19 protein-coding genes and 1 tRNA gene are annotated in these 26,579 nt (G+C 45.8%); 17 read left to right on the forward strand and 3 right to left on the reverse strand.

Annotation, left to right across the window (positions count from 1 at the left end; genetic code table 11):
• Positions 1-4: 4 nt before the first annotated feature.
• From QZW47_RS03830 to QZW47_RS03850, 5 genes are all read left to right on the forward strand, one after another.
• Positions 5-136 carry a hypothetical protein gene (locus QZW47_RS03830; protein ID WP_293124132.1) on the forward strand — a complete coding sequence of 44 codons (132 nt, stop codon included), beginning with the start codon at positions 5-7 and terminating at the stop codon, positions 134-136.
• Positions 137-216: 80 nt separating this feature from the next.
• Positions 217-1,113, forward strand: a complete 897-nt coding sequence (locus tag QZW47_RS03835) for a hypothetical protein (RefSeq protein WP_293124134.1) — start codon at positions 217-219, stop codon at positions 1,111-1,113.
• A gap of 617 nt (positions 1,114-1,730) precedes the next feature.
• Entirely contained in the window at positions 1,731-2,549 is an 819-nt protein-coding gene (locus QZW47_RS03840) for a Uma2 family endonuclease (protein WP_293124420.1), read from the forward strand.
• A 12-nt stretch (positions 2,550-2,561) separates the two neighbouring features.
• On the forward strand, positions 2,562-4,010 hold the full coding sequence (locus QZW47_RS03845) for a DUF3370 domain-containing protein (RefSeq protein WP_293124136.1): 1,449 nt from the start codon (positions 2,562-2,564) through the stop codon (positions 4,008-4,010).
• Between the two features lie 79 nt (positions 4,011-4,089).
• Positions 4,090-5,106 carry an S-layer homology domain-containing protein gene (locus tag QZW47_RS03850; protein ID WP_293124138.1) on the forward strand — a complete coding sequence of 339 codons (1,017 nt, stop codon included), beginning with the start codon at positions 4,090-4,092 and terminating at the stop codon, positions 5,104-5,106.
• 411 nt (positions 5,107-5,517) lie between these two features.
• Here the strand turns inward: QZW47_RS03850 and QZW47_RS03855 are convergent, their stop codons facing one another.
• The gene (locus tag QZW47_RS03855) at positions 5,518-7,110 is read right to left on the reverse strand and encodes a peptidoglycan-binding protein (RefSeq protein ID WP_293124140.1); all 1,593 of its coding nucleotides are present in this window, start codon (positions 7,108-7,110) and stop codon (positions 5,518-5,520) included.
• A gap of 243 nt (positions 7,111-7,353) precedes the next feature.
• Between QZW47_RS03855 and alr the strand changes: the two genes are divergently transcribed.
• The 4 genes from alr to QZW47_RS03875 all read left to right on the forward strand — a co-directional run bounded on the left by alr (position 7,354) and on the right by QZW47_RS03875 (position 11,496).
• Entirely contained in the window at positions 7,354-8,556 is a 1,203-nt protein-coding gene (gene alr / locus QZW47_RS03860; protein WP_293124142.1) for an alanine racemase, read from the forward strand.
• Positions 8,557-8,752: 196 nt separating this feature from the next.
• Complete coding sequence (locus QZW47_RS03865; RefSeq protein WP_293124144.1) at positions 8,753-9,622, forward strand: mechanosensitive ion channel family protein; 870 nt, start codon at positions 8,753-8,755, stop codon at positions 9,620-9,622.
• Between the two features lie 229 nt (positions 9,623-9,851).
• Complete coding sequence (locus QZW47_RS03870; protein WP_293124146.1) at positions 9,852-10,979, forward strand: patatin-like phospholipase family protein; 1,128 nt, start codon at positions 9,852-9,854, stop codon at positions 10,977-10,979.
• Positions 10,980-11,407: 428 nt separating this feature from the next.
• A tRNA-Ser gene (locus QZW47_RS03875) sits at positions 11,408-11,496 on the forward strand.
• A 116-nt stretch (positions 11,497-11,612) separates the two neighbouring features.
• On the opposite strand, the gene QZW47_RS03880 is transcribed toward QZW47_RS03875, so the two are convergent.
• Entirely contained in the window at positions 11,613-12,551 is a 939-nt protein-coding gene (locus QZW47_RS03880) for a serine hydrolase (RefSeq protein WP_293124148.1), read from the reverse strand.
• Positions 12,552-12,653: 102 nt separating this feature from the next.
• Here QZW47_RS03880 and QZW47_RS03885 point away from each other — a divergent pair, with 102 nt between their 5' ends.
• Positions 12,654-13,355, forward strand: a complete 702-nt coding sequence (locus QZW47_RS03885; protein ID WP_293124150.1) for a C40 family peptidase — start codon at positions 12,654-12,656, stop codon at positions 13,353-13,355.
• A gap of 218 nt (positions 13,356-13,573) precedes the next feature.
• Positions 13,574-14,578 carry a glycosyltransferase family 2 protein gene (locus QZW47_RS03890; RefSeq protein ID WP_293124422.1) on the forward strand — a complete coding sequence of 335 codons (1,005 nt, stop codon included), beginning with the start codon at positions 13,574-13,576 and terminating at the stop codon, positions 14,576-14,578.
• Positions 14,579-15,130: 552 nt separating this feature from the next.
• Here the strand turns inward: QZW47_RS03890 and QZW47_RS03895 are convergent.
• Entirely contained in the window at positions 15,131-16,300 is a 1,170-nt protein-coding gene (locus QZW47_RS03895) for a cysteine desulfurase family protein (protein ID WP_293124152.1), read from the reverse strand.
• Between the two features lie 96 nt (positions 16,301-16,396).
• On the opposite strand from QZW47_RS03895, the gene QZW47_RS03900 reads away from it, so the two are divergent.
• From QZW47_RS03900 to QZW47_RS03925, 6 genes are all read left to right on the forward strand, one after another.
• Complete coding sequence (locus tag QZW47_RS03900; RefSeq protein WP_293124154.1) at positions 16,397-17,044, forward strand: hypothetical protein; 648 nt, start codon at positions 16,397-16,399, stop codon at positions 17,042-17,044.
• Between the two features lie 201 nt (positions 17,045-17,245).
• Complete coding sequence (locus tag QZW47_RS03905; RefSeq protein ID WP_293124181.1) at positions 17,246-18,577, forward strand: four-carbon acid sugar kinase family protein; 1,332 nt, start codon at positions 17,246-17,248, stop codon at positions 18,575-18,577.
• Positions 18,578-19,454: 877 nt separating this feature from the next.
• Positions 19,455-20,630 carry a circadian clock protein LdpA gene (gene ldpA, locus QZW47_RS03910; RefSeq protein ID WP_366665104.1) on the forward strand — a complete coding sequence of 392 codons (1,176 nt, stop codon included), beginning with the start codon at positions 19,455-19,457 and terminating at the stop codon, positions 20,628-20,630.
• Positions 20,631-20,929: 299 nt separating this feature from the next.
• The gene (locus tag QZW47_RS03915) at positions 20,930-22,711 is read left to right on the forward strand and encodes a R3H domain-containing nucleic acid-binding protein (protein ID WP_293124183.1); all 1,782 of its coding nucleotides are present in this window, start codon (positions 20,930-20,932) and stop codon (positions 22,709-22,711) included.
• Between the two features lie 572 nt (positions 22,712-23,283).
• Complete coding sequence (locus QZW47_RS03920; RefSeq protein WP_293124185.1) at positions 23,284-24,948, forward strand: CheR family methyltransferase; 1,665 nt, start codon at positions 23,284-23,286, stop codon at positions 24,946-24,948.
• 117 nt (positions 24,949-25,065) lie between these two features.
• A complete protein-coding gene (locus QZW47_RS03925) occupies positions 25,066-26,187 on the forward strand; it encodes a chemotaxis protein CheW (RefSeq protein WP_293124187.1) in 1,122 nt (373 codons plus the stop codon).
• Positions 26,188-26,579 lie beyond the last annotated feature (392 nt).

Here is a 26,579-nt window from a genome sequence, read left to right on the forward strand (position 1 = left end):
TGCAATGAGCTTCAACCTGGAAGCATTGCTGGCAATGGGTTTAACCGTAGAGCAAGTGGCTCAGGCTTTGTCAGTGGAAGATGTGCAGAAATCCTGTTGTTTGCTTTTTATCCAAAAACTATTGCCATCGGGCTAAACTCATGGCAATATAGTATATAAGATCCAGAGGGTTAACCTCATGGTGAATTATAAATTAACTCAATTGAGGGTCTCCTGATGTCCAACAAATTAAGAATTGAAGGTGTCAAAAGCAAGGATATTACAATTGGTGGAATCCCTATACCCGTGTATATGGATTTGGATGGTGAATATCGCTGGTCGATGCGTCAAGCAAGTATGACAGTTGGGTTTAATGAAGGATGGTTAAGCGACACATTGCGTACCGACGGTAATGCTCTCAATACGCTAAAAGGCTATGGCTTCAAAGGAGATATAGTTGAGTTTCAGGGGAAAGGTTTCATTGAAGGTAATCTGATTTCAACTGAGGATTTCATGGCAATGATTATGTACGCGGCTGTAATTGGTAGACGGAGACAAGCAATTGCTCTGCTTGCTGCCGCTTTCTACGAGACCTTGGAGAGACGTGCCGATCATGCCTTCGGAATCATTAGAGATGAAGATGAATACATTCAAAAGTTTGAGTTCCGCCATGCCTCCATCCTTTTGAACAAGGATCTGCGCTCGGCAATTGGAGAATGGATTGAAGAAAATCAAGACTCTCTCCCAGTTTACATAAAAGAGTATTCAATTAAAGGAGGACAGAGGGGAATTTATGCTTCCGCTTTGGGTAAGATTAACCAACTCATTTTTGGTATGTACAAAAAATCGATCAATGAAGCTTTGGATGTGAAATACTATGAAACACCAAAAAATAATGTTCATGTAACTCAACTTCAGCGTATTGCACAAATTGAGGATCTTGCTTCTAAATACATTCGACGTAAAAGAATGAACCCAATTGAGGCAATTAATGCTGCCGCTGAGGCTCTGATGATTGAGACCGAAGAACCGCGACTCGGCGACCGGATTACTCGACAAGATGTATACCGAGTCTTAGGAGCAAAGAAACAGTTGGGAGGTGCAAAACAAAAGAAGAAATTAGATGTTCACTGACTTAAAAGTCAAAGTAGGGGTGATTTTCACTGGAAATGCTGGCAATGGGTTTAACTGTAGAGCAAGGTGAATTATACATTAACTGAATGGAGGGTCTCCTGATGTCCAACGAATTAAGGATTGAAGGTGTCAAAAGCCAGGATATTACAATTGGTGAAATCCCCATCTCCGTGTATATGGATTTGGAGGGTGAATATCGGTGGTCGATGCGCCAAGCAAGTATGACAGTTGGATTTAATGAAGGATGGTTAAGCGACACATTGCGTACCGACGGTAATGCGCTCAATACGCTAAAAGGCTATGGCTTCAAAGGAGATATAGTTGAGTTTCAGGGGCAAGGTTTCATTGAAGGTAATCTGATCTCAACTGAGGATTTCATGGCAATGATTATGTATGCGGCTGTAATTGGTAGACGGAGACAAGCAATTGCTCTGCTTGCTGCCGCTTCCTACGAGACTTTGGAGAGACGTGCCGATCATGCCTTTGGAATCATTAGAGATGAAGATGAATACATTCAAAAGTTTGAGTTCCCCCATGCCTCCATCCTTTTGAATAAGGATCTGCGCTCGGCAATTGGAGAATGGATTGACGAAAATCAAGACTCTCTCCTACCCGCAATATTACCTCCCGCCTTTCCCGATCACACCCAACTACCTGACTCCGACGGCACGTTTGTGAAAAACTTCCAAGAACATCCCCAGAGTATCCTACTCACCGACTCCCTGGAAACTACGCTGCAAACCCTCCACCCCGACGGACAATATGCGATCGGGCAAGATTGTGGCATTTACTGGCGCGAAACCGACCCACCCGAACGCGGAGCCGAAGCACCTGACTGGTTCTACGTTCCCAACGTTCCGCCCCTAATAGATGGGGAAATTCGCCGCTCTTACGTAATTTGGCGCGAGTATATTGTGCCATTGATTGCCATCGAATTTGCTAGTGGTAATGGCTCTGAAGAACGAAACAATACTCCCTTATCTCGCTTACCAGAAGGTGTCAACCAGAAACCCGGAAAGTTTTGGGTATACGAGCAGATTATTCACATTCCTTACTATGCGATATACATCATTAAAACGAGCGAATTGGAAGTCTATAACTGGGTGAATACTCGTTATCGCCGTTTGCAACCGAACGATCGCGGACATTATCCGATCGACCTGATGGGAGTAGAGTTAGGTGTGTGGGAAGGTAGCTATCAAAATCAGCATCAGCGATGGTTGCGTTGGTGGGATAATGAGGGTAATTTGTTGTTAACTGGTAGCGAACAAGCTAGACTCGAACGCCTCCATACCGAACAGGAACGCCAAAGGGCCGATCGCGCAGAACAAACCCAACGGGATGCGATTCCCCAACTGCTGGCAATGGGTTTAACCGTAGAGCAAGTGGCTCAGGCGCTGTCGCTGTCGGTGGAAGATGTACAGAGATTGGGTTGACAGTTAACTTTGATGATTCAGAAACAAAATCTCTTTTCTCGAATTGCTGGTATTTCTACGATCGTCCTTTGTGCAGTCGGCGGATTTTTTTTACTCAAACAACCCGCACAATCTATCCCCACCAAACCGACACCGGAAGAAATTGTACAAGTGACTGAAGTGCGATCGCTCCCCGGCCAACTCGACAACATTCCCCTCTTCAACAGCGACAGTCCCGAATGGGTAAAAAAAGAAGGGATTTTGCTCTCAACCTTTCCCCCAGAAGGCAAAAAAGTCCCCGCCGCGCACCTCAACTTTCCCTTGCAAGGGCAATTTAACTTGTTTGCTCACCATTTTTCTCACACTCCTCCCAATTTACCGACATTATATATAGGCGCGATGCTATACAATCCGGGAACGGAGCCGATAACGGTGGAAGTGTTGCAGGCAGAGAGTTATCTCATGGAACCAGACCCGCCTTTCAAACAGAAACCAGAACAAAGTGAGAGTCCCAACGGTGAAGTATATTCCGGCCCGGGAATTCGGGCTGTCGATAACGTGTTGCGGGGAATGCGGCAGTCGGATTTTCCCGAAAAACTGGTAATTCCAGGCGGCGAAAGCGCAATGCTGATGAATCGTCCGATTCCGGTGCGGGGTCTGGAAAAGCCGATAAATGGTCGTTCTACCTTTATGCGCCTCAACTTTAGGGGCGGTGCCCCCGTGCCCGCCCACCCCGTGTCCGCCCCAGCCAAGGTTTATGCGGCTACTTTGGCGATGTACGCGAAGCAAAATCCTGATGGGAGCGATCGCCCGCCGACTCTGCAAGAATGGCAGGAATTGCTCGATAACGGCGGTTTGGCAGGCCCGCGCGACAAAACGCCGACGCCCCCCGGCGGTGCTGGTAATTTGATTTACGGGCGCGTGGCGGGGGTGCAGCAGGGTTCTGGGTGGCAGGCTCAATTGGTCGATCGCGATTCCACCGATCTCAAAATTCCTGAGATGGGGAAAGGGATATCTTTTGCGATCGCCACCTTGCGCGGAGGCAAATTGGGAACCGAACAAGTGCAAGCAGCCAAACTGCTGGCGCGCTATCCTGACACCGCCTGCGAAGCCCGCGGCAACTACGGCGTTTACTACGATCTGGCTTTGCAACGGTACAATGCTGGTGACAAACTGCAAACGGTAGGGCTGAGTTTGGCAAAGCCTTTAAAAGAAGATGTGCTGTCAAAAAATGGCTGGCGCTTTCGCAAACCGTCGCTGGATTTTCCTTATTTTCGAGGCACTGTGCGGCTGCGCTACCAAGACGGTGGCGGTGTAAATACGACTCGTTACGTGCATTTGTGGCACCGCGTGGGTCAAGTTGTGGAACCGATGGTAAAGTTGAAGTTAGCTGCGGGTGAAAGCCGATCGATCAAGGTTGATTTTATCTATCCTCCCGATGCTACGCCGCCGCAGGTATTGACGGTGAGAACTTTGGAATAGTTGATGGGAGCGATCTCTGCCTTTGCCAGACTCAAAAAATATGTGATTTAATTGCTACATTGATATGTAGGTGACAAGTATGTCTTCTTCAATACCCCCGTCAGGGAAAAGAAACCCTTTAGGATTCGATGAATTGATTGCGATCGTGGTCACTTTCGGCACGATGGGAGCAATTTTCTTTTGGATAACTGGCAGAAATCCCGATCGATTGAATGCCAGAAGTTGGCAATTTCCAGCGGTTTTTTCTCAGCCTGCTGCTGCGCCAGACAATCTGAAAATATTAACGCCTGTACCGCCGAGTTCGGATTTGCGATCGCCCGCTACAATCCTCCTTCCCTCGCAACCAGATATCGTCCCTGTCGCACCTTTAGCGCCAGTTGTACCAGTAGTTCCTCCCATGGGGACGATCGTAGTTCCCGAAACGCCAATCCGCGGCGAGACTGTCCCTCCAGTCATTACCAAACCGAAAGCGGCTACACCAAAAGCCGGGCCGGCTAAACTCTCGGATGTCCCTGAAAAATATTGGGCGCGTCCGTTCATTGTAGCTTTAGTCGATCGCAAAGTCTTTACTGATGTCGCAGACAACAAGTTTCGTCCCGACGAACCGATGACGCGAGCCGAATTAGCGCGCTTAATTGAGCGAATAGGCGACAAAGAAGCGCGGCGAAAACCAGTTGATTTTAAAGACGTAAAAGACAGCAGCCCGATCGCTGGGGCGATCGACCACAGCGTCAAAACTGGATATCTTAAAGGATACCCAGACAATGCCTTCCGTCCCGATAAAGAAGTTCCCCGCGTGGAAGTCATAGCATCTTTAGCTAGCGGTTTAAACCTGAAACCGTCAGCAAAACCCAACCAAACATTACAAGTTTATACAGATCGGAAAAAAGTCCCTAAATGGGCAGTCAACAAAGTAGCAGCCGCAACCGAAGCGGGCATTGTTGTCAACCATCCGACACCCACACTTTTGCAGCCCAATAAAATAGCAACTCGCGCGGAAGTAGCAGCCATGATTTACGAAGCTATGGCAAAACAAGGAAAAGTGCCTGTTAAGCCTTCAGAGCGTGTTATCAAGCCTGTAAAGCCGTCTAAATAAGATTTTTGGGGCGCAGCAGAAGCAACGCCCCAGAATAAGATTTAATCGTTAGGGTTTGTAGTGAGGACTTGAGTCCTTTTTTTTGTATTTTCTGAGGACTGAAGTCCTCACTAATACCAATTTAAAAAAACCTTGCTACAAAAAATAAATTAGAGGTTGTTACCTGTAGGGACTTAGGCCAAGCCGTATCCGGCAATTTATGATGATGACAGATAATTTATATACTTAATGGGCGTAGCAACATTTTTTTACCCATGGTATAACAACCTGGTTTGTAGTAAGGAATGCGAGTCCTATTTCTGGATTTTTTGCGGACTGAAGTCCTCACTACGAACCTGGTTTTTAGTAGGGAATGCTAGTCCTATTTCTGGATTTTTTGCGGACTGAAGTCCTCACTACGAACCTGGTAGATTAATCTTGGAATACCATAATGCTGCCTGAATAACAAGCTACCCAAACCTGATTAGTTTCCGGATCGTAAGTAATGCCGATCGGACTTGAATTAACATTCACTGTTTGCAGAATTCTCAAGTCGCTAGTTCTGACTTTACTAACCGTATTCGAGAAATAGTTAACCACATAAATCAATTTTCCATCACCAGAAATTGTCATGCTGCGAGGTGCATTTCCAGTCGAAACTTTATCTACCACTTCACCTGTTTTTAAGTCAATTTTTGCCACATTCCCTTCACCGTTCAAAGTAGCATACAGATACTTGCCGTTAGGATCGATCGTCAAATGACGCGGCGCATTGCCAATATTTTTCAGCCATTCTACTGAAAAGTCTAGGAGATTGACTTTGGCAATATCGGAAGAACCCATCACAGCAATATAGGCATTTTTGGAGTCGGGAGTGACAACAATACCGCGAGGGTATGCACCTAGTTTTACTCGCTCGATTTCGCGGTTTTTGTTGATGTCAACTACGCTCAAATCCCAACTGCACCAATTAGTAGCGAGTACGAAACGATTGTCAGGCGAAACAGCATTAAATTTCGGAACCGCACCTACAGGAATTATCTTTTCTATTTTTAATGTTTGGGTGTTGATGCGGTACAGGAAACTTTGGTCGTGTTTTGCTGATGGAGAACATTTGTCGCTACCAGGATTGTCAAAGCCTGAACCGTACATTTGATAGTTGGATACGTAGCCATACTTACCATCTGTTGAAAAAGCGGCTTCTACGGGAGAACCTTGATAATTGCCTTTGAATTTAGAAAAGCCGAATTTTGACAAGTTTACTGTATCGGAAATAGTCTTGACTAATTTAAATTTGCGATCGTAAACTGTGATGCTGTGGCTGTACATCATATTTTGAGCAAAAAACAAACCCGCTCCGGAATAAACTATTGATTTCGGCGATATTTTGCCGTAAATTGTTTTTTTCAAAGTCATTTTACCTTCTGTGTTGACAAGCCTTTTCCCTGGTGATTCATTTTCTGCTTGTTCAGGGCTTGGCGCTGAAGTTTCTGTTTTAAATGGTGGTAAAAAAGGTTTTTGAAATAGAGGTTGTTTTGGCGGATTTTGAGTGTTATCTTCGAGTTTGTTGCTGTTTTCTGTGGCGGTAGGAGATGGCGAAGGTCGATCGACTTTTGACGATGTTTTTTCTGTATATGCTTCGTCAGCGCTGGCGGCGGGCGACTTGCCTTTGAGGGCTGAGATGGTTTGAGGGCCGACTATTCCGTCAACTTTCAGGTTGTTCTCTGCTTGGAACTTTTTCACCGCAGCCTGGGTGAGTGAACCGTAAAATCCTGTAGCCCTCCCGCCAAAATGTCCTGATGCTTGTAGGGTTTTCTGTAGTTCGACAACTTCCGGGCCCGAATCGCCTTTTGTGATTTTAATGGCGAGGGCGGGATAGACTAAATTTAAAATTGTGAGACAGATTGTAAAGAAAAGTAAAGGAGTGGAAGCTAAATTTAGGTGATTTTTCGAGTTGGGCGATCGAGTTTGAGCTGGGGGTGTTTCCCAAGTTTCAGCTAAATGCAGGTAAGCCAGTCCGTCCATACTTTTTACCGGGTATTTTTGTTGCTATGATACACCAGCAAATACCATTTTAGATGTTAGATGTTAAATTTTAGATTTGAGATTTGGGAAGGACTGATGACTTAACGGTTGGGAGGTGTCTGGTGTTGCAAGATTTTTGGGAAGTGCATAACATTGATTAAAGGCAAAATTTAATTATAATTACACCGAGGGTGCAATCTCCGAGCAGTTTTTAATGGTGCTAGCAAGTAGGAGCGATCGACAATGTGGAGTGGGGAACAAACAACCGCAGCATCAACGACCAAAGAATCCCGCCAGACGGTGCTGTGGGAAGATGACGGCGGACTTTGCCAGCGGGCTTGGGTTGAAATCAATTTAGCAGCTTTAACTCACAATGTAAAACAGCTTAAAAATCTCTTATCTCCCCATACACAACTGATGGCTGTTGTGAAAGCTGATGCTTACGGACACGGTGCTGTTGCAGTCAGTCAAACAGCTTTGCAAGCAGGTGCTAGTTGGCTGGGAGTGGCGACAATTCCCGAAGGCATAGAATTGCGAGAAGCTGGGATAGAAGCGCCGATTTTGCTGTTGGGGGCAACTCATACAGCGGCGCAGGTAAAGGCGATCGCCCAATGGCACTTGCAGCCTACTATTTGTACCGCCAAACAAGCCCTAATTTTTTCGGAAGTTCTCGTCAGTCTCGATCGCTCTTTGCCGGTTCACGCTAAGTTAGATACGGGAATGTCTCGTTTGGGTACGCCCTGGCAAGAAGCAACAGAATTTGTGCAATTAGTCAATAGTTTGCCAAATTTAAAATTAGCCAGCATTTACTCTCACTTGGCGACAGCCGACAGTCCCGATCCCGCCGCTATGCAAGAGCAGCACCAGCGGTTCAAAAATGCAGTCGCCCAAATTCAAACAGCAGGAATTAACCCCCGCAGCCTGCACTTGGCAAACTCTGCTGCCGCCCTCACAGACGCGGATTTGCACTACGATTTAGTGCGCGTCGGTTTGGCTACCTACGGTCTTTATCCTGCTCCTCACTTGCAGGCGATCGCTTCTTTGCAGCCCGCAATGCAGGTAAAAGCCCGCGTAACGCAGGTAAAAACAATTACAGCAGGTACTGGCGTCAGTTACGGCTATAAATTCATCGCTGCGCGCGAGACACAGATTGCGGTAGTTGGTATCGGTTATGCCGATGGGATTCCCCGCAATCTTTCTAATAAAATGCAGGTTTTAGTTAGGGGCAAATTTGTGCAGCAAGTCGGCGCCGTGACGATGGATCAATTAATGCTCGATGTTACCGAGATTCCCGATTTAGAAGTCGGTGAAGTCGTGACTTTGTTGGGTAAAGATGGAGAGAATCAAATTACTGCTGATGATTGGGCGGAAACTTTAGGGACAATTTCGTGGGAAATACTCTGCGGTTTTAAACATCGATTGCCCCGCGTTGCACTAAACTCTTAACTAGCGGTATCTGGAGGCGGGTAGGCTGCGTATAATTGCGGGCGGGAATTTGATATTATTACATATTACTTACCAATTACCGAGGGCTTACGGATGGGGCAAGAAACCCGGTTTCTACGAAAAATTTGCGAAGGTAAACGATAAATATAGGAAGAAACCGGGTTTCTGAGGTCTGCGCGCATGAGTCCTGTTACAAGTGACAAATTACCAATTACCAATTGACATGACAGCGATCGGCACATTTCTACAAATAGCTCAAAGTCTGCCACTAAATGCAGAAAGAATACAGGCGATGCAAGTAGCCCAAGAATTAACGAAAAAATCCGTAGAATTGGGGTTTAAAATTGTACCTCAAATGCTGTGGGCGATCGGCATTTTGTTAATTACGCGATTTGCTATCGATCTTGCGGGCCGCGTGACTCGCCGCACCCTCAGTCGCACGGAAGCCACGCTGCGGAAATTTTTAGTTCAAGCTGCGGAAATTGTGATTTTGATAGTGGGAGTAGTCGCCGCTTTGAATCAGTTAGGGATTCAAACTACTAGCGTCGTGGCTGTTGTGGGTGCGGCGGGTTTGGCGATTGGTTTGGCGTGGCAAAATACTCTATCTCACTTTGCTGCTGGGGTAATGTTGATTAGTTTACGGCCTTTTGAAGTCGGAGATGCGATCGAAGCAACGGATGTTAAGGGAGTTGTCGATAGCATCGGGATTTTTTCGACAACCGTCGTGACGGACGATCGCATAAAAATTATTGTTCCAAATAATAATTTATTTAACGGTACACTGAAAAATACCACGGCGATGGGCACGAGGCGGGTAGACTTAAAAATTGATATTGGCGATCGCCCGATCCGTCCGATGATGGCTGAGTTGTTAGAAATTGCTCACTCTCACCCGCTGGTATTGGAGAATCCGCCCCCGACTTGTTTGGTAATCGAGATCACTCCAGATACAACTATTCTATCTCTCCGACCCTGGTGCGCCTCGGTGGCCTACGAACAAGTGCGATCGCAAGTTCAAGAACAGGTCAAAGAAGCCATGAATGCCAACAAAAATCAAGCACAATAAAGCTCAATCAAACCTGAACCTGCATCACATCGACTCAGTTTATGAATAAATGTCTCGTCACCGAATGCCAAATATTTTATAAAAACGAAATCTCTTTCAATCAGCTATAATCATTCCCAAATCCCCAAATTCCCAATCCCTAATCTACAATCCCCAATCTACAATCCCCAATCCCCAATCCCTCAATCTACAATCCCTCAATCCCTCAATCTAAAATCTAAAATCTAAAATGACCAAGTTAAATCCCCAGCAAATTTTGCAAGAACCCGGTGTCAGGATGTCCGCCACCGATAAAGACGAAATTCTCAAAAAATTTCCGCCTCCCGACAAAGACGGTCAAATTTATGCAGACGCCATTTTTGAAGGTGGTGGCGTGCGCGGAGTTGCCTTTTTAGGAGCACTCAGATGCTGTCACGATTTAGGCATCCGCTGGCGAAAACTGGCCGGTACTTCTGCGGGTGCAATTACAGCAGCCGTATTGGCAACAGACTTGTCAATGGATAAGTTAGAGGAGTTGTTAGGGAACCTGGACTATAGCATATTTTTAAGTCAAAAAAATAGTCCTCTAATTCTAAATGGCGACCCAGCAGATGACTTGCACTCTCCTGCTTGGACGCTACTTTTCCTCACAGTGAGTCGTCAGATGGGAGAATATTCTACTCAGCCTTTCCGCCAGTGGTTGGAAGAAACACTTGGTCAAGGTCACTTGCGTACTTTTGCCGATGTCAAAAAACTCGTAAAAGACCGGGAATTAAAAGTAGTAATATCCAACCTAACTCGCGGTGAAATGTTGGTACTGCCCGATGACTTGCGGCGTCAAGAGTCGGCTGATTCCGATGCTTTGTACCAGCAGTTGCGGCTGCAAAATCCCGAAGACTTTAGCGTAGCTGAAGCGGTGCGGCTGTCGATGAGCATTCCGCTATTTTTTGAGCCGGGAAAACTGGGAAATGACTTAATTGTCGATGGTGGAATTCTGAGCAATTTCCCGCTGTGGATTTATGACAAACAATCCGTAGGTTCGACTCCGGTTGCGCCCCGCTGGTTTACCTTTGGGTTTCGATTGGTTGATACAGGCATTGAAAATCAAGTTAAGATTGATAGTCCGCTGTCGATGCTGGCGGCGATGTTCCGAACGATGATGAAAGCAAGAGACCGCTATCACCAGCGGGAAATGGATAGAGGCCGAGTTATTAATATTGATGTGACTGAGGCTGCGGTGACGGCGACGGATTTTAATCTAGATGGCGATCGCAAGGCGAAACTTTACCGATTGGGGTATTTGTCTACTAAGAGGTTCTTTTTGAGTTCTAATTTTAGCTGGGAAAAGCACTTGAAGGCCAGAGGCTTTGGGGAGTAGTTTCGAGTTGGGAGAGTGGAATATTGGGATATTTATTTCAGTTGACAGTTGACAGTTGACGGTTGACAGTTGACCTAAAAGGAAGAGGATTGGAGTAATAGACCTCTTGCAAAAGTCCTTTTAATCAAATTTTCGGACGGGCAAGATGCCCATCCCACAAGAGAATTTTTTTTTGTGGGATGGGCATCTTGCCCGTCCCAGGTATTTTTGCAAGAGGTCTAATGAATAGTTTTCTTTTAATTTCTCCCGATCAGGGTTCCGGCTTTAAACCAATTCTTTCTGGTAAATCCGTTAGATTCTATCAAGTAGTTCGTAAACGAACTACCTTCAGCCGTGGTCAAAAGCATACAAGGTAAGGGATTGAGGAATTTTTCAATAAGGGGTTGCAAGACGAAGATGTGTATGGTATAGTTAGTTACTGTCATCTTGGAGAGGTGGCTGAGTGGTCGAAAGCGGCAGATTGCTAATCTGTTAAGGGTGTTATCACCCTTCGGGGGTTCGAATCCCCCCCTCTCCGTTCTAAAACTTCTAAGAAACAATTCATTTTAATGAATCTTTGGGACGGGCTTCTAGCCCGTCCCAATTATTTTTACAATTCAAGTATTGTGTAGCCACAATCATCAGCTACTCAATCTAACCAAGTGCCTTCATTGCTTCGACAAACTGCCGCGAGATAAAAGGCAAAATCTCTTCATTCTTGCTATTCTCTTTCCCCTCGGTAAATACAACTAACAAATACGGCCGCGAACCCGGTATTTCAATATAAGCAGCATCGTGACGAACTTGACTTGTCAGTCCAGCTTTTGACCACAATTTTGCATCTTTTGGCAATCCGCCGCCTAAAAAACCTGTAACTTGATTTTCGGGATCTGCTGCTAATTCTGCTGGTTCCAAACTGCGTTTCATTAAACCCATCATGTCTTGCGATGCTTTGGGAGAAACAGCTACACCGCCGATGATGCTGTGCAGCAAACGCGCCGTTGCATTTGTAGTGAGCATATTTCTATTTTCCATTAATTCTCCCAGAAATGCTCGCTCGCGCCCGTAGGGGCCGTCGCACCAGGTTTTTTGATTGGCGTTAATATTTTGTAATTCCGGCCAATCTAATGATTGAAAGTAACGGTTGATCAGGTTTCGCTGCTGTTTCCAAGTTTCAAAGGGGCCTGGTGATAATTCTGGGCCGCTGGTGGTGCCGGTGAGGGCGTCTACTACTAAACTGGTGGCGTCGTTGCTGGAGTCAACTATCATATCTCGGACGGCACGTTCTAATTCTGGCGATGTTTGAATCATGCCTTTTTGTGCCCATTCCCAGATGGCGACGAGGTAGAATAGTTTGACGATGCTGGCGGGATAAATTCGTTCGGATTCTCTGGCGCTAAAGCCTCGCGGTTGATATTTCCAAAATTCTTGTGCGCTGAGGGCGCCGCCTGTGTTGACTCGGACAGGCGGATCGTAGACGATCCAGGTTATTGCTGTACGATCGCCCTTCAATCCTGTAAATTCTGCCAGGGCGGAGTCTATAATGCTACTGCCGAGGGTTTCTAACTGTTCGTCTTTGTGGAAAAATGTCATGGTTAATGGCTGACTGCTGACGATTAACGGTTAACGGCGGTTGGCTAATGGCAATAAATCGTTAAGTGCGAACAATTAACAGCAAACAATTAGCAATTAGCAATGGTCAATTATCAATTATCTGATGGTGTGGAGTATCGGGCGCGATCGCACATAAATATTTACGATTCCCCAAAGTGCGATCGTTTGGCGACTCAAGCCGCGCTGGGACGGCATTTGCGTGCCTTTAACCAGACCCGAAGCGAGGTAAATTTGGAGACAACGGCTGTGATGGTGCGGCTGTGCGAAGACGATTATCCGGGTTGGCTGGATTTTCGAGATATTGAGTTGCTCGAAGTTACAGAGATAGTGTATCATCCTCTGGTGCTTTCTGAGGAAGAAATTAGAGATAAATTGCCAATAGTAATTAATTTCACTCGCGAGGCGATGCAGCAATCAAATTATTATCTTTGGGGCGGTACAGTCGGGCCAAATTATGATTGTTCGGGATTGATCCAAGCTGCTTTTGTGGCTGCGGGCATCTGGTTGCCGAGGGATGCGTATCAGCAAGAAGCTTTTACTACATCTATTAATATAGATGATGTAGAACCGGGAGATTTAGTTTTTTTTGGCACGCCGGAAAAAGCCACTCATGTAGGATTGTATCTCGGAGAGAGTCGCTACATTCACAGTTCTGGAAAAGCACAAGGTCGCGACGGTATCGGTATTGATATTTTATCGGATAATGGCGATGCAGTCAGTCAAGCTTATTACCAGCAATTGCGCGGATATGGTAAGGTTGTGGCAAGTTATCAACCTAGTTAGCTTAATTGGCGATCGCACTACCAACAAAGAAACCGGGTTTTTATCGAGATTGAGGCTGGGAAAAAATGATTTTCGTAAACAACCCGGTTTCCGCCCACCCACGCTTAAGCTATGTAGTTGTTAATTAATGACAACTGACAACTGACAACTAACAACTAACAACTGACAACTGACAACTGACAACTGACAACTGACTAATGATCTTATCTAACAAAGCAATGGACGCTGCATTATTTTTGGAAAAATTGGCACTACAGCAGGCTGCAACTGAAGTTGCGATCGACATTTCGGTCGTAGTGCCCGTGTATAATGAGGTAGAAAGTTTGCCTCATCTGGTTGAGGCGATCGCCTCTGCGATTCAACCATCTGGACTCAGCTATCAAATTATCTGTGTAGATGACGGTTCTAAAGACGGTTCTGCTGACCTTCTCAAACAGCTAGCCGGCAGTCGCGATGACCTTTGTGCTGTGCTTTTGCGCCGCAATTACGGACAAACTGCTGCCATGTCCGCAGGTTTCGATCGCGCGACAGGTCGTGCTATTGTTACCCTAGACGGCGATTTGCAAAATGACCCGGCTGATATTCTGATGTTGCTGGAAAAGTTAAATGAAGGCTACGATTTAGTTAGCGGCTGGCGCAAAAATCGGCAAGACAATACTATTAGCCGTCTGATTCCTTCTAAAATTGCTAACTGGTTAATTGGTCGAGTTACTGGCGTAACTTTGCACGACTACGGCTGTTCTTTAAAAGCTTATAAATCCGAGTTAGTTGCAGACTTGAATCTCTACGGGGAGTTGCACAGATTTTTGCCGGCTTTGGCGTTTATTGAAGGAGCGAGAATTGCCGAGATTCCGGTGCGACATCACGCGCGGCGTTTCGGTCAAAGTAAGTATGGAATTTGGCGGACTTTTCGGGTGTTGATGGATTTGTTAACTATTTCTTTTATGAAGAAGTTCCTAACTCGACCGATGCACGTTTTTGGACTTTTGGGTATGAGTTCGATGGCGGTGGGAACGGTGTTAGGGATTTATTTGACATTCGTAAAATTGGGTTTAGGTCAAAGTATTGGTAATCGTCCTTTGCTGATTTTGGCTGTGGTGTTGTTGTTAACTGGCGTGCAGTTATTTTGTTTCGGTTTGTTAGCGGAAGTCATGATGCGGACTTATCACGAGTCGCAGGGAAAACCGATTTATCGAGTGCGTGAAGTGTTTGGTTCTAAGTAAGATAATAATTGGTCTTGAATAAAATTTAGTCCTGCGAACAGGTTTGTAGTGAGGACTTTAGTCCGCATTCAAGAAGGACTGAAGTCCTCACTACAAACCCCAATCAAAAGGTTTGTAGTGAGGACTTTAGTCCGCATTCAAGAAGGACTGAAGTCCTCACTACAAACCCCAATCAAAAGGTTTGTAGTGAGGACTTTAGTCCGCATTCAAGAAGGACTGAAGTCCTCACTACAAACCCCAATCAAAAGGTTTGTAGTGAGGACTTTAGTCCGCATTCAAGAAGGACTGAAGTCCTCACTACAAACCCCAATCAAAAGGTTTGTAGTGAGGACTTTAGTCCGCATTCAAGAAGGACTGAAGTCCTCACTACAAACCCCAATCAAAAGGTTTGTAGTGAGGACTTTAGTCCGCATTCAAGAAGGACTGAAGTCCTCACTACAAACCCCAATCAAAAGGTTTGTAGTGAGGACTTTAGTCCGCATTCAAGAAGGACTGAAGTCCTCACTACAAACCAATTTTATTGTAGGCGCTCCACAAAACAAGATATTATTATTAACTCATGACTTTTTGAGCTTGGCGCAGAGATTGAATAGTCGCGATCGCGTGTTGAGACACTGCATCGATTTCAGCAGCAGTATTGAACCGGCCAATCCCGAACCGGATTGAAGCGTAGGCTAATTTGTCCGATCGCCCGATCGCTGCTAAAACATGAGAGGGAGATATCTTAGCCGAAGTACAAGCAGAACCCGAAGAAACCGCAGCCGCCGGTTGCATACCCAACATCAACGCTTGACCGTCAACGCCGCCTACACTAATATTCAGATTTCCAGGTAATCTCTTCGTTGCGTGACCATTCATCACCACATCACCCAATTCACTTAAATTTTCCCACAAACGCTGCCGCAAACTTACAACTCGTGCGGTTTCCGACTCCATTTCAGCAAGGGCTAATTCTACTGATTTGGCAAATCCTACTATTTGCGGTGGGTAAAGAGTACCCGATCGCATTCCCCGTTCATGGCCTCCTCCGTGCATTTGTAGGGCCAACTGTACCCTCGGCTTATTCCGGCGCACGTAGAGAGCACCGATGCCTTTTGGGCCGTAGATTTTGTGCGCCGTCAACGACATCAGATCGATGTTCATTTCGTCTACATCCAGGGGAATTTTGCCGATCGCCTGGGCCGCATCCGTGTGAAATAGAATGTCATTTCCGCGACAAATTGCAGCAATTTCAGCGATCGGCTGAATCACACCAATTTCGTTATTAGCCGTCATCACCGAAACTAAAATTGTCTCAGCCCGAATCGCTTTGATCAAATCGCCGATATCAATCAGCCCGTCGCTTTTGACTGGTAAAACAGTAATGTCAAACCCCAATTTTTGTAAATAGGTACAGGGATCGAGAATTGCATTATGTTCAGTTTTGACTGTGATAATGTGCTTTCCTTTACTGAAATAGGCTTCAGCGACGCCTTTAATCGCTAAATTATTTGCTTCCGTTGCGCCGCTGGTAAAAACAATTTCTTCTGGAGAGGCATTGATCGCTTCTGCGATGATTTGTCGCGACTGTTTTACCGCTGCTTCTGCTTCCCAGCCGTAGACGTGGTTGATGCTGGCTGCGTTGCCGAATTGTTCGGTAAAATAAGGCAGCATCGCATCAACTACTCGTTTGTCTACAGGGGTTGTGGCGTGGTTGTCGAGGTAGATAGGACGTGCGGACATAGTGGGATTTTGGTTAAAAAAGGTGTTAGGTTTATTGTAGACGAGCCCTTTGTTCTACAACCAAACTTTATATTTAACAAATATTTGTAAAGATTTATGCGAGCTGACATTCAGGGATTAGAAATTACTGTCGGTGAGCTCAAGCACCTCAGCGGCGCGGGCCCCGATCGCGTATACCGGCCTGCAACTAAGACTAAATTTGCCCGGGAAGCTTTGAAAACAGTCGGTTTAATTGTTTTGGTTTCGATCAGTTGTTGGTTGCTGGTGGGGATATTTCCGAGAGCTTATTTGTTGTGGTTGGCCCTGCATCTCGGTGCGATCGTTGGTTTGCTCTTCGAGGATGCGTGGAAAATTTGGTGCAGCCAAAACAAACATTTAGTCAATCTTTTTGATGGTGTCGATCGCTATAATGGTATAGTTAAGGCGATCGAAATTAATGACCAGATAGAAGAGGCTGGCAATGCGTCCGTCAAAATAGGCGATCGTCCACAAGTCATTAAAGCCTTGCAGCTAATCAGAGAAGATTTAGTGCGAGCTTTGAAAACTGAGAAAATTCTCAGGAAAAACCAGAAATTTGTTGATACTAACTCAGAACTATTTGCTAATAATTTGAAAACTTTGAATACTCTGCTGATTAGCGATCGATCGAGCCAGTCGGGGCGATTGCTCAACGAAGCTTTGCAGTTAGCTGTCGGAGTCCAAGCAGAAATTAAAAAGTTACAAGAGCGAAATGCAGCCAAGTAAAAAAATAAAAAATATTAACGTGGTGCCCACGGCTCACCTTATTTGGTAGCAAGGCGCACTTTACTGAAGCGATCGAACTCAAACACATTTTAAAATTTATGAGTGATGAGAATTGTTAAGAAAAATCAGGATTGTAAATTTTTACCTGTTAGGTAACAGGTAAGGATATCTTGGAAAGGTGACGTTAACAACCAGGTCAATATGTCTTCTACCAAACCTAAGATTATAGTTCTCGATGACGATCCGACAGGTTCTCAAACCGTCCACAGTTGCTTGCTGCTGACACGCTGGGACGAAGAAACCCTGCGTTTGGGACTGCGGGACAAGTCCCCGATTTTTTTTATACTGACAAATACTCGATCGCTAACTCCCGAAAAAGCAGCCGCCGTCACCCGCGAAGTGTGCCAAAATCTGAAAAAGGCGATCGCCAGCGAAGAAATCTCGGACTTCCTAATCGTTAGCCGTTCCGATTCTACCCTGCGCGGGCACTATCCGATCGAAACCGACGCGATCGCCGAAGAACTCGGCCCCTTCGACGCGCATTTTCTAATTCCCGCCTTTTTTGAAGGAGGCAGAATTACCCGCAACAGCGTACACTACCTGATGGTGAACAGCGTCGAAACCCCCGTTCACGAAACCGAATTTGCCAAAGATTCAGTCTTCGGCTATAGTCACAGTTACCTGCCCGACTACGTAGAAGAAAAAACCAAAGGTCGCATCCATGCTGATGCAGTCGATCGCATTTTACTCGCAGACATCCGCTACGGAAGTTTAGATCGGTTGATGGAGATGACAGACAATCAATGTGCAGTTGTTGACGGCGAAAGCCAAGGCGATTTAAACACATTTGCCAAACACATTCTCGATGCAGCCAGTCAAGGCAAAAAGTTTTTATTCCGCAGCGGGGCGAGTATTTTAACATCTTTAGCTAACCTCAGTCACCAGCCTGTAGCCGCCGATGAAATGTCAAAATACGTCAAAGACGGCAAACCAGGTGCAGTAATAGTTGGTTCCCACGTTAAGAAAACCAGCGATCAATTGGAACGCTTGTTAGAAGAACCAAATACAGTTAGCATTGAAATAGACGTATCTCACTTGCTAGAAGATTCACCTGAGGATCGCAGCAAAATTCTGGATGCAATCCTCGAAAAAGTCCGCACAGCTCATGCAGATGGCAAAACGCCTGTAATTTATACCAGCCGCGAGGAACTGCAATTTGAAAATGCAGAAATGCGGTTAAAATTTGGAGAAGCCGTTTCTGCTTTGTTGATGGATGTCGTGCGGGGATTGCCTGCGGATATTGGCTTTTTAATTAGCAAGGGCGGCATTACTTCCAACGATGTTTTGAGTACAGGTTTGTCGCTGACAAATGTCAGGCAAATCGGTCAAATTATCCCAGGTTGTTCGGTGGTAAAAACAGAGCCAGACCATCCTCTGTTTCCCGATTTACCCGTGGTTTTGTTTCCGGGAAATGTGGGGGACAGCAATGCTTTGGCGACGGCTTATAAGCGCCTGATTAAGCAGGATAGCTAGTTGATTCGTAAATTGATGCAGATTAATTAACTTTTAGTCATGGAGGAGACATTGATATCAACATCAGGCTAAAACCGTTGAAAAATTCTGTTTTCTACTCGTCTAATCGTTACCAGGCTGTGCCTGGTAGTGCAGATATAGAGGCTTTGCCGATCTAATTCTGTGCAGAGGCTGAGCAATGATATAGGTTCCCAGGCTGTGCCTGGGAACCAGTTAATTTACTTTTTTTTTGCCAAAACTACCCAAATATGTTATTGTAGGAGATTGGCTTTAAAAATTGTCACCAGTAATGCTCAATCTAAAATCTGAAATCTAAAGTCTAAAATCCTATAAAGCCGATCGCCCAATCTCCAAATCGCCCCTCAGCAGCTCTCGAAAAAATCAAATTTAGAAAAAAAAATTTCCGGCAGAACTCTACATATAGATCCAACAGCGCCAGAGCTACTGCTATCAGTAGCGTTGCCAGCTTGTATCAACCGATTTTAAAACTAAGTAAAAATTTTCATATAGTAATTTTTAGCTAAAAGGATTAGCATATAAGGGTTCGGTGCTGGCAGGTAATATATCCGTAGAGCTGTGCGAATGTGTGTAGCAATACCCAGATATTCATGCCATAATAAGAGTACGCTTGATTAGTGCGGGTTGTTAAAGCTTAGTTGGCATGAAAACCAAACAAACACTTGACACTAACTAATCATCAAAAAATTGAATACTCAATAGTCTCGTACTGAAATTCGTTTCAGTATCTCTAACTGGGGATTAGTGGTCAAGGAACTTGAGTCACGAGGCAAGGGAACCAAGTAGAAATACGCTTCTAATCGAGCGAACTTAAACCGTAGAGTTGAACTTGCCCGTATTTACGGATTTATGCCCAGATATGCGTAGGTTTTTAGAAGCGGTGCCAGAACATTATCATCCACTAAACTCATTAAAAGATGGTCATTGGTTCAAGCTGATATGTGGGGCGAGCTTTCAACACCTGCCGGCGGTTCGGAATCTCACATTGGCTTACACCTTAGCAGGTGCTGACTGTATTGATGTCGCGGCAGATCCCGCCGCCGTCGCAGCAGCGAAAGAAGCCCTACAAGTTGCCAGCGAATTACAGGCAAAAACTCAAAACCGCAGGTTTGGCGGCACAGGGTTGCCCTTGCTGATGGTGAGTTTAAACGATGGGGAAGACCCGCATTTTCGCAAAGCCGAATTCAACCCAGCCGATTGTCCGACGGACTGCTGGCGGCCGTGCGAAAAAATATGTCCAGCCGAAGCAATAGTTTTTCAGGGTGCTAGCGGCGGTGGTTTTTCCGGGGTGATAGACAAGCAGTGCTATGGCTGCGGTCGCTGTCTGCCTATTTGTCCGAGCCAACTGATTTACACTCGTTCTTACGTGTCTGCTCCGGCGGCGATCGCACCTTTAATCTTACAATCCGGTGCGGACGCCCTAGAAATTCACACGCAAGTAGGCAGAGAGGCAGATTTTGCACGACTTTGGTCGAGCATAGCTCCGTGGGTCGATCGACTCAAGTTAATCGCAATTAGTTGCCCCGATGGAGACGGTTTGATTGATTATTTGCGGACACTCTATCAAATAATTTCCCCCCTTCCTTGTCCTCTAATTTGGCAAACCGATGGTAGGCCGATGAGTGGAGATATTGGAATCGGAACTACTAGAGCCGCGGTCAAACTCGGTCAAAAAGTTTTGGCTGCCCGGTTGCCGGGATACGTCCAACTTGCAGGCGGTACTAACGATCGCACTGTCAGCAAGCTCAGAGCCTGCGGACTGCTTTTGGATGGCGGAAAAAATTTGTCGGTTCCTCCTGTCCAATACATTGCAGGTGTAGCTTACGGCAGCTATGCCAGGGTTTTGCTATCGCCAATTTTAGAACAATTAGAAACAATGCAAACCGATCGAGCTTGTGCCGTTCCGGTAGCAGTCCCTTGCGGCGCAGCCGAAGTTCAAACACCTCGGTTGACTCAGCTCGAAGCCGTCCCAGAACTTCTCTCGGAGGCGGTGAGTTTAGCTCGTTCTCTAGTTTCTCAAATCAAAAGTTATTAGTTGTTAGTTGGTAGTTGGTAGGGGCGGTGCCCCCGTGCCCGCCCTCTCTTAGTTGTTAGTTGTTAATCAAAAAAACTGACAACTGATAGCGAATAACTGTTGTTTGCGATTTCGCGATCGCACTTGCACCCTGGTGAAACCCGGTTTCTTAGTATATTTCTCGTTCCAGTTCGCAAAACTCGTAGAAACCGGGTTTATAACCCCACGCGCAATCCGCGAACTGTCAACTGTCAACTGTCAACTGTCAACTGTCAACTGTCCACTGTCCATTGTCCACTGAACCGAACACACCGAGGCGAATGCAGATTACAGACGACCTCAACAGACTATTAGACATCGTGCCAGATGAGATCCGGCAGCCCTTAGAGCAGCACCCGCAGCGCAACAATCTCATTGAGGTTGTGATGGATTTGGGCCGCCTACCAGAAGCTCGTTTTCCATCCTTGGCCGAACCTCTTTCCCAAACACCAGTTTCCAAAGCAGACCTTAGCTATTGTATCGATCGAGTCGGCAACTTCGGCGGCGACAATCGAGCCGGTATCGAGCAAACCCTGCACCGAATTAGCGCCCTTCGCAACCGCAGCGGCGAGATTATCGGCTTGACTTTGAGGGTGGGCCGCGCTGTGTTCGGGACGATCGGCATTATCCGCGATTTAGTCGAAACCGGTCAATCAATTTTGATGCTCGGCCGCCCGGGAGTAGGCAAAACTACGGCTTTGCGGGAAATCGCCCGCGTGCTCGCCGATGACTTGGAAAAACGGGTGGTAATCATCGACACCTCCAACGAAATTGCTGGAGATGGAGATATCCCGCATCCGGCGATCGGCAGAGCCCGCAGAATGCAAGTTTCCCGTCCCGAACTCCAGCACCAAGTCATGATCGAAGCAGTGGAAAACCATATGCCGGAAGTGATCGTGATTGACGAAATCGGTACGGAATTAGAAGCTTTGGCCGCTCGGACGATCGCGGAAAGGGGCGTGCAATTGGTCGGTACCGCCCACGGGAACCGGATCGAAAACTTGATGAAAAATCCAACTCTGGCCGACTTAATTGGGGGCATCCAAGCGGTGACGCTGGGAGATGACGAGGCCCGGCGCCGCGGTTCTCAAAAGACAGTTTTGGAACGCAAATCACCGCCAACTTTTGAAATTGCGATCGAAATGCTCGAACGCCAAAAGTGGGTAATCCACGAACGAGTCTCAGATTCGATCGACAGCCTGCTGCGGGGACGCGAACCGAACCAGCAAATCAGAAGCGTCAGCGACAGCGGAGAAGTAATTATCGAGCGGGAATCAGCATCTCCCCCCGCCCGGTTCCCAGGGATGCCAGCTTCCGCCTCAGGCCCCGCTGCGGTATCAGCAATGCGGCCAGTCACACCGATTTCTGGGTGGCGGAGTGCCGGGAAAATGGTGCCGATGCCGCCTCAAAACGAGAAATTCGCTGCTGCTGCTAACAGCGCGCCGGTAGCTCCTGAGACTCGGTATTTCGAGCAACTCCTCGAAGAATCCCTGTCCGTGGAACCTGTACCGCAGCAGCGGGGTCGTTATTCCCAGAATGTCGGCCCTAACGGGGAAGATTTGCCCCTCCACGTTTATCCTTACGGCATAGCTCGCCACCAGCTCGAACAGGTGATTTCCACCCTGAACCTGCCGGTGCAGTTGACGAAGGATATTGAAAGTGCTGACGTGGTGTTGGCTTTGCGATCGAACGTGCGGAACCAGTCAAAATTGAGGCAGTTGGCAAAAACTCGCCAAGTTCCCTTGCACACAATCAAAGCTGGTACTATTCCCCACGTAGCGAGAGCTTTGCGGCGCCTGTTGGACATGGATGACCCGGGTACCCCAGAAGTGGCAGACCTCGCCTTGTTCGCCCGCAGCGGTACTTCTGACGAGCTCGAAGCTCTCGAAGAAACCCGTTTAGCCGTGGAGCAAATTGTCATTCCCAAGGGACAGCCGGTGGAACTCTTACCCCGTTCTCCCAATGTCCGCAAAATGCAGCACGAACTTGTGGAACACTATCACCTAAAATCCCACAGTTTTGGGGAAGAACCCAACCGCCGCCTGCGGATTTTTCCAGCTTAACTGTTGGAAATTCCCCTGTGTGAATGCAGAAGGTAGAAGACAAACGGCTTTCTACCTTTTGCCTTTGAAAATTTTCGATGTTCGGACTTGAGTCCTCTAATGTAAAGATGAACGCTCAAATCCGAACATCGAACCTATATCAGTTCCAGCTCTCACATGAGGTATTGATTAGTCAATCCTTCAATTTTTACCCTCCGAGCGAAGCCGCTCCGGGCCAATCCCCCAATCCTTCAATCCTTCAATCCTTCAATCTAAAATCAAAACCTCACCTTTTTGAGACTCGGCCATAGTTAATACCAATTTTATAAAGATTTGCTAGAGATGAACTCTTAGCCCCCCCTTAGTAAGGGGGGGTTGGGGGGGGTGATTGTATAACACTACTTTAGAAAAATGGTATAAGTAGCCCAGAACCGAATTTTGGGGTCGATCGCCCCTACATGATATTATTTCCGTTGGTATGATTTTTGTTTGTGAGTGCGATCGGCTCAAATCCTAGCCAATTCGCAATTCTCCATCCATCACCAACCCCCTATAATTACACATTATACTTAAACACATTTACCAGATTTGACATGAATGATGCACAAGTTGAGCTATTTATTCAATTAATTGCAGCTCGCACAGGTTTACAAATTCGGCCGCAAGACCGAGCGGCTTTGTGTCAAAAAATTTTGAGTCGGATCGACGCTGCCCAAATAGCATCTCCCGAAAAATATCATCAAATATTAGCCGCTCCCAGTCACAAAAGTGAGACAGAATGGCGCGAATTAACGCTGTTGCTAACAACGAATGAAAGTTATTTTATGCGGGATAAAGGACAGTTTTCAATATTAAAAAAAGTTATTTTACCTGAATTAATAGCACACAAAATAAAGTCATATAAAACATTAGGAATTAAGCCAACATTACGAATCTGGAGTGCAGGATGTTCGACAGGTGAAGAAGCTTATTCTTTAGTAATTATTTTAAAACAGCTCATTTCTGATTGGCAAAATTGGACAATTTTAGTTTTAGGTACTGATATCAATCAATCAGCCCTAGAAAAAGCCCAGCGCGGAATTTATAGCCCTTGGTCGTTTCGCTTAGTTGACCCGGAACTGCAAAGACAGTATTTCGATCGGCGGAAAACCGAGTGGGAAATCGACCCGAAATTGCGTCAATCGGTCAGATTTAGCGGTGTCAATTTAGTGACGGATAATTTTCCTAATATTTACACAGATATTCATAACATCGATTTGATTTTGTGCAGAAATGTTTTTGTTTATTTTGAAAAAAAGTATATTTTACAGGTATTGAAAAAGTTTGCCAAGACGCTCAGGCCTGGAGGATATTTAATGACGGGTCACGCTGAGGTTCACAATCACGTGACGAACGAGTTTCAATCAAAGGTTTTTCCGGAATCGGTTGTTTATCAAACCAAGAATGTCCAAGGCGAGGAACCAGCTAAAATAAATTGTTTGATGGGGCATAAATCAAAAGCAACACCGATATTTGGAGGAGATAGAAACAAAAAAAAAATCAGCGAAGACAGCGGTCAGTTGCTAGAAAAAGAGAGGCGGTCAGCTAGTTTTTGTAACGGCTATTTGGGGCAAATAGAGTCGGTGTTGACGGCAGGTAGCGGGCTGGGAAAAATAATCAGAAATTGCTATGTCGAGGCGGATATTGTGAGCAACAAAGTCTCGGGTTTACAGGCAGAACCAGCAGCAGAAAAAGCCGATAGCCCAACCTCTGGTATACTGGTTTTAGAGGCAAAAGCTTGTTTTAAAAATCAAGCTTATTTTCAGGCGATTCACAAAGCAAAACAGGCGATTGACCTGCAAGCTCATAATTTTGAAGCTAATTATTTGCTGGCTCAAATTTATGCAAATTTGGGAGAGTATTCTCTCGCGATTGAATACTGCAATCGAGCTAGCCAAGTAGATACAATGTCAGTATTTCCTTATTATTTGCAAGCTCAAATCGCCGAAGAACAGGATGACTTAGAAACAGCTAAATTTTTTATTAAAAAAGCTATTTATATTTGCCCATCTTTTGTTTCTGCTTATCTGGAACTCGGGAATATATACAATAAAGAAGGTAAGCTAAATAAAGCTATTAAAATGTACAATTCATCTTGCGATCTTCTCAAAAAACTACCGCCCCATACTCCGATCGAGCAACAGGGAAAAATGACAGCTACTCAATTACTGATCGATATTAAAAAAAAATTGGTAAAATTGTACAGCCAACCAAACTGACGCCCCAGGAGAATCTAAACACCGAGTTTTTTTGTAAGTGCCTTGCTGGCAAAACCTATACAATCCTAAAAACCAGTTTTTTTTTCAAGTCCTACTAGATAAAGTGTCAGAGTCAATATGGAAACTAAGCCGTATCTTATATTTGAACAGAACGGTTTGCTGTGCGGTGTAGAAGTCGCCTGTGTTCGGGAAATTTTCTTTTTGCCGGAGTTGACACCGATCGCCCAAGCGCCTCAAGATATTGTCGGGGCGATCGATCTCAGGGGCTCGATTCTGCCCGTGATGGATCTAAATCTCCGTTTTGGGTACGTTTGGGAGGAGTATTCTGTGACAGATAGTGCGATCGTCATAGAATGGCAAGAGGTTAGAATTGGCATTATTGTCGATCGAGTTACCGAAGTTAAGCACATCCCCGCAGACGCCATAACTCCCCAGCTATCTTACGGGCGAGACAATGCAGAAGCCCCGCATCATTTTTTAGCTGGATTTGCCCGCTGTGAAGCAGATATGATCGCGCTGATAGATATCGATCGCCTAATTCGAGATTCTCCCGAAAAAACACAAACCAAAATCCCAATTTCTGCAAGCGATGTAGAAAATTTAACCGCAGCAGACAATCTAGAAACCTCAAACTTGCAGTTAACAATAGAGCCAAAATTGCTAGCGAAAAATCATCAATTTTTGGGCAAACCGCAGGTTTTTGTTCCCAATGCTACACCGGAACAAAAAGCAATTTTTCGAGAGCGAGCCCACAATTTGAGGCAGCAGGACGAGCCGGAAAATTCTGCCGCAATTAATATGTCACTAGCCGTAGTTCTTTTAAACGGCGAATACTTTGGTATTAATCTAGCGGTAGTGCGCGAATTTACTGACATTCGCCAAGTAACTCCGATTCCTTGCACTCCCGCTCGCATCATTGGAAATATGAATTTGCGGGGCGAAATTCTGACGCTACTGGACATTCGCAATGTTTTAAATATGCCGTCGGCCCAGGTCAAATCTCTATCTAAGGCGATCGTTGTGGAAATTGAAGATTTGGTCGCCGGTATAGTCGTTGACGAAATCTTAGATATTATACATTTAAATGTGGCAGAGATTGCGACTATTCCTGCGGCACTAAATTCCGCTAACCGCGAATATCTGCGAGGCACCGCTTTTTACCAAGAAAAACTGATCGCTGTTCTGCACTTGCACAAACTGTTAACAAAAGGAGGAGTTGTTGTTGATGAGGAGGTTTGAACAAAGATTTTACCGCGAAATCGGCGTCGCACTTGCAAAAACGATGTCAGCGCCACCCGAAACTAAAGAAAAGAGAGTAAGAGAACAGAATTTGCTATGATACTATTTTCTACTGTCACGGCACGGCATCGATTCCACAAGTGGCCGGCTGATTTCGGTTGCGAACGCCGGACGGGAGCAGCTCAGTTTGGTATTTGTAGTGCGAGCTCGCAAGGAATCGCGAATCTTATATATCACCAAGGGAGGCGTGACGCTCGTACTGTAAAAAATACTTTTTGCTCTCCGCAAAGATCCTCCTACGCCGGACTCCTAAGGACTATCACAAGGTCACAACCTTACTCAGGGAAATGCTATCTTAAGTTAACCCCAAAAATATGTTTTATAAAATTAAA

Source organism: Microcoleus sp. bin38.metabat.b11b12b14.051, assembly GCF_013299165.1.
In the GTDB taxonomy this organism is placed as follows: domain Bacteria; phylum Cyanobacteriota; class Cyanobacteriia; order Cyanobacteriales; family Microcoleaceae; genus Microcoleus.

Coding starts and splice junctions, on each gene's coding strand:
- QZW47_RS03870 (WP_293124146.1), top strand. CDS start 9,852: ATGACCAAGTTAAATCCCCAGCAAATTTTGCAAGAACCCGGTGTCAGG.
- QZW47_RS03905 (WP_293124181.1), top strand. CDS start 17,246: ATGTCTTCTACCAAACCTAAGATTATAGTTCTCGATGACGATCCGACA.
- QZW47_RS03855 (WP_293124140.1), bottom strand. CDS start 7,110: ATGGACGGACTGGCTTACCTGCATTTAGCTGAAACTTGGGAAACACCC.
- QZW47_RS03925 (WP_293124187.1), top strand. CDS start 25,066: ATGGAAACTAAGCCGTATCTTATATTTGAACAGAACGGTTTGCTGTGC.
- QZW47_RS03895 (WP_293124152.1), bottom strand. CDS start 16,300: ATGTCCGCACGTCCTATCTACCTCGACAACCACGCCACAACCCCTGTA.
- QZW47_RS03830 (WP_293124132.1), top strand. CDS start 5: ATGAGCTTCAACCTGGAAGCATTGCTGGCAATGGGTTTAACCGTAGAG.
- ldpA (WP_366665104.1), top strand. CDS start 19,455: ATGCGTAGGTTTTTAGAAGCGGTGCCAGAACATTATCATCCACTAAAC.
- QZW47_RS03890 (WP_293124422.1), top strand. CDS start 13,574: ATGGACGCTGCATTATTTTTGGAAAAATTGGCACTACAGCAGGCTGCA.
- QZW47_RS03900 (WP_293124154.1), top strand. CDS start 16,397: ATGCGAGCTGACATTCAGGGATTAGAAATTACTGTCGGTGAGCTCAAG.
- QZW47_RS03915 (WP_293124183.1), top strand. CDS start 20,930: ATGCAGATTACAGACGACCTCAACAGACTATTAGACATCGTGCCAGAT.
- QZW47_RS03885 (WP_293124150.1), top strand. CDS start 12,654: ATGGTCAATTATCAATTATCTGATGGTGTGGAGTATCGGGCGCGATCG.
- QZW47_RS03835 (WP_293124134.1), top strand. CDS start 217: ATGTCCAACAAATTAAGAATTGAAGGTGTCAAAAGCAAGGATATTACA.
- alr (WP_293124142.1), top strand. CDS start 7,354: ATGTGGAGTGGGGAACAAACAACCGCAGCATCAACGACCAAAGAATCC.
- QZW47_RS03920 (WP_293124185.1), top strand. CDS start 23,284: ATGAATGATGCACAAGTTGAGCTATTTATTCAATTAATTGCAGCTCGC.
- QZW47_RS03850 (WP_293124138.1), top strand. CDS start 4,090: ATGTCTTCTTCAATACCCCCGTCAGGGAAAAGAAACCCTTTAGGATTC.
- QZW47_RS03845 (WP_293124136.1), top strand. CDS start 2,562: ATGATTCAGAAACAAAATCTCTTTTCTCGAATTGCTGGTATTTCTACG.
- QZW47_RS03880 (WP_293124148.1), bottom strand. CDS start 12,551: ATGACATTTTTCCACAAAGACGAACAGTTAGAAACCCTCGGCAGTAGC.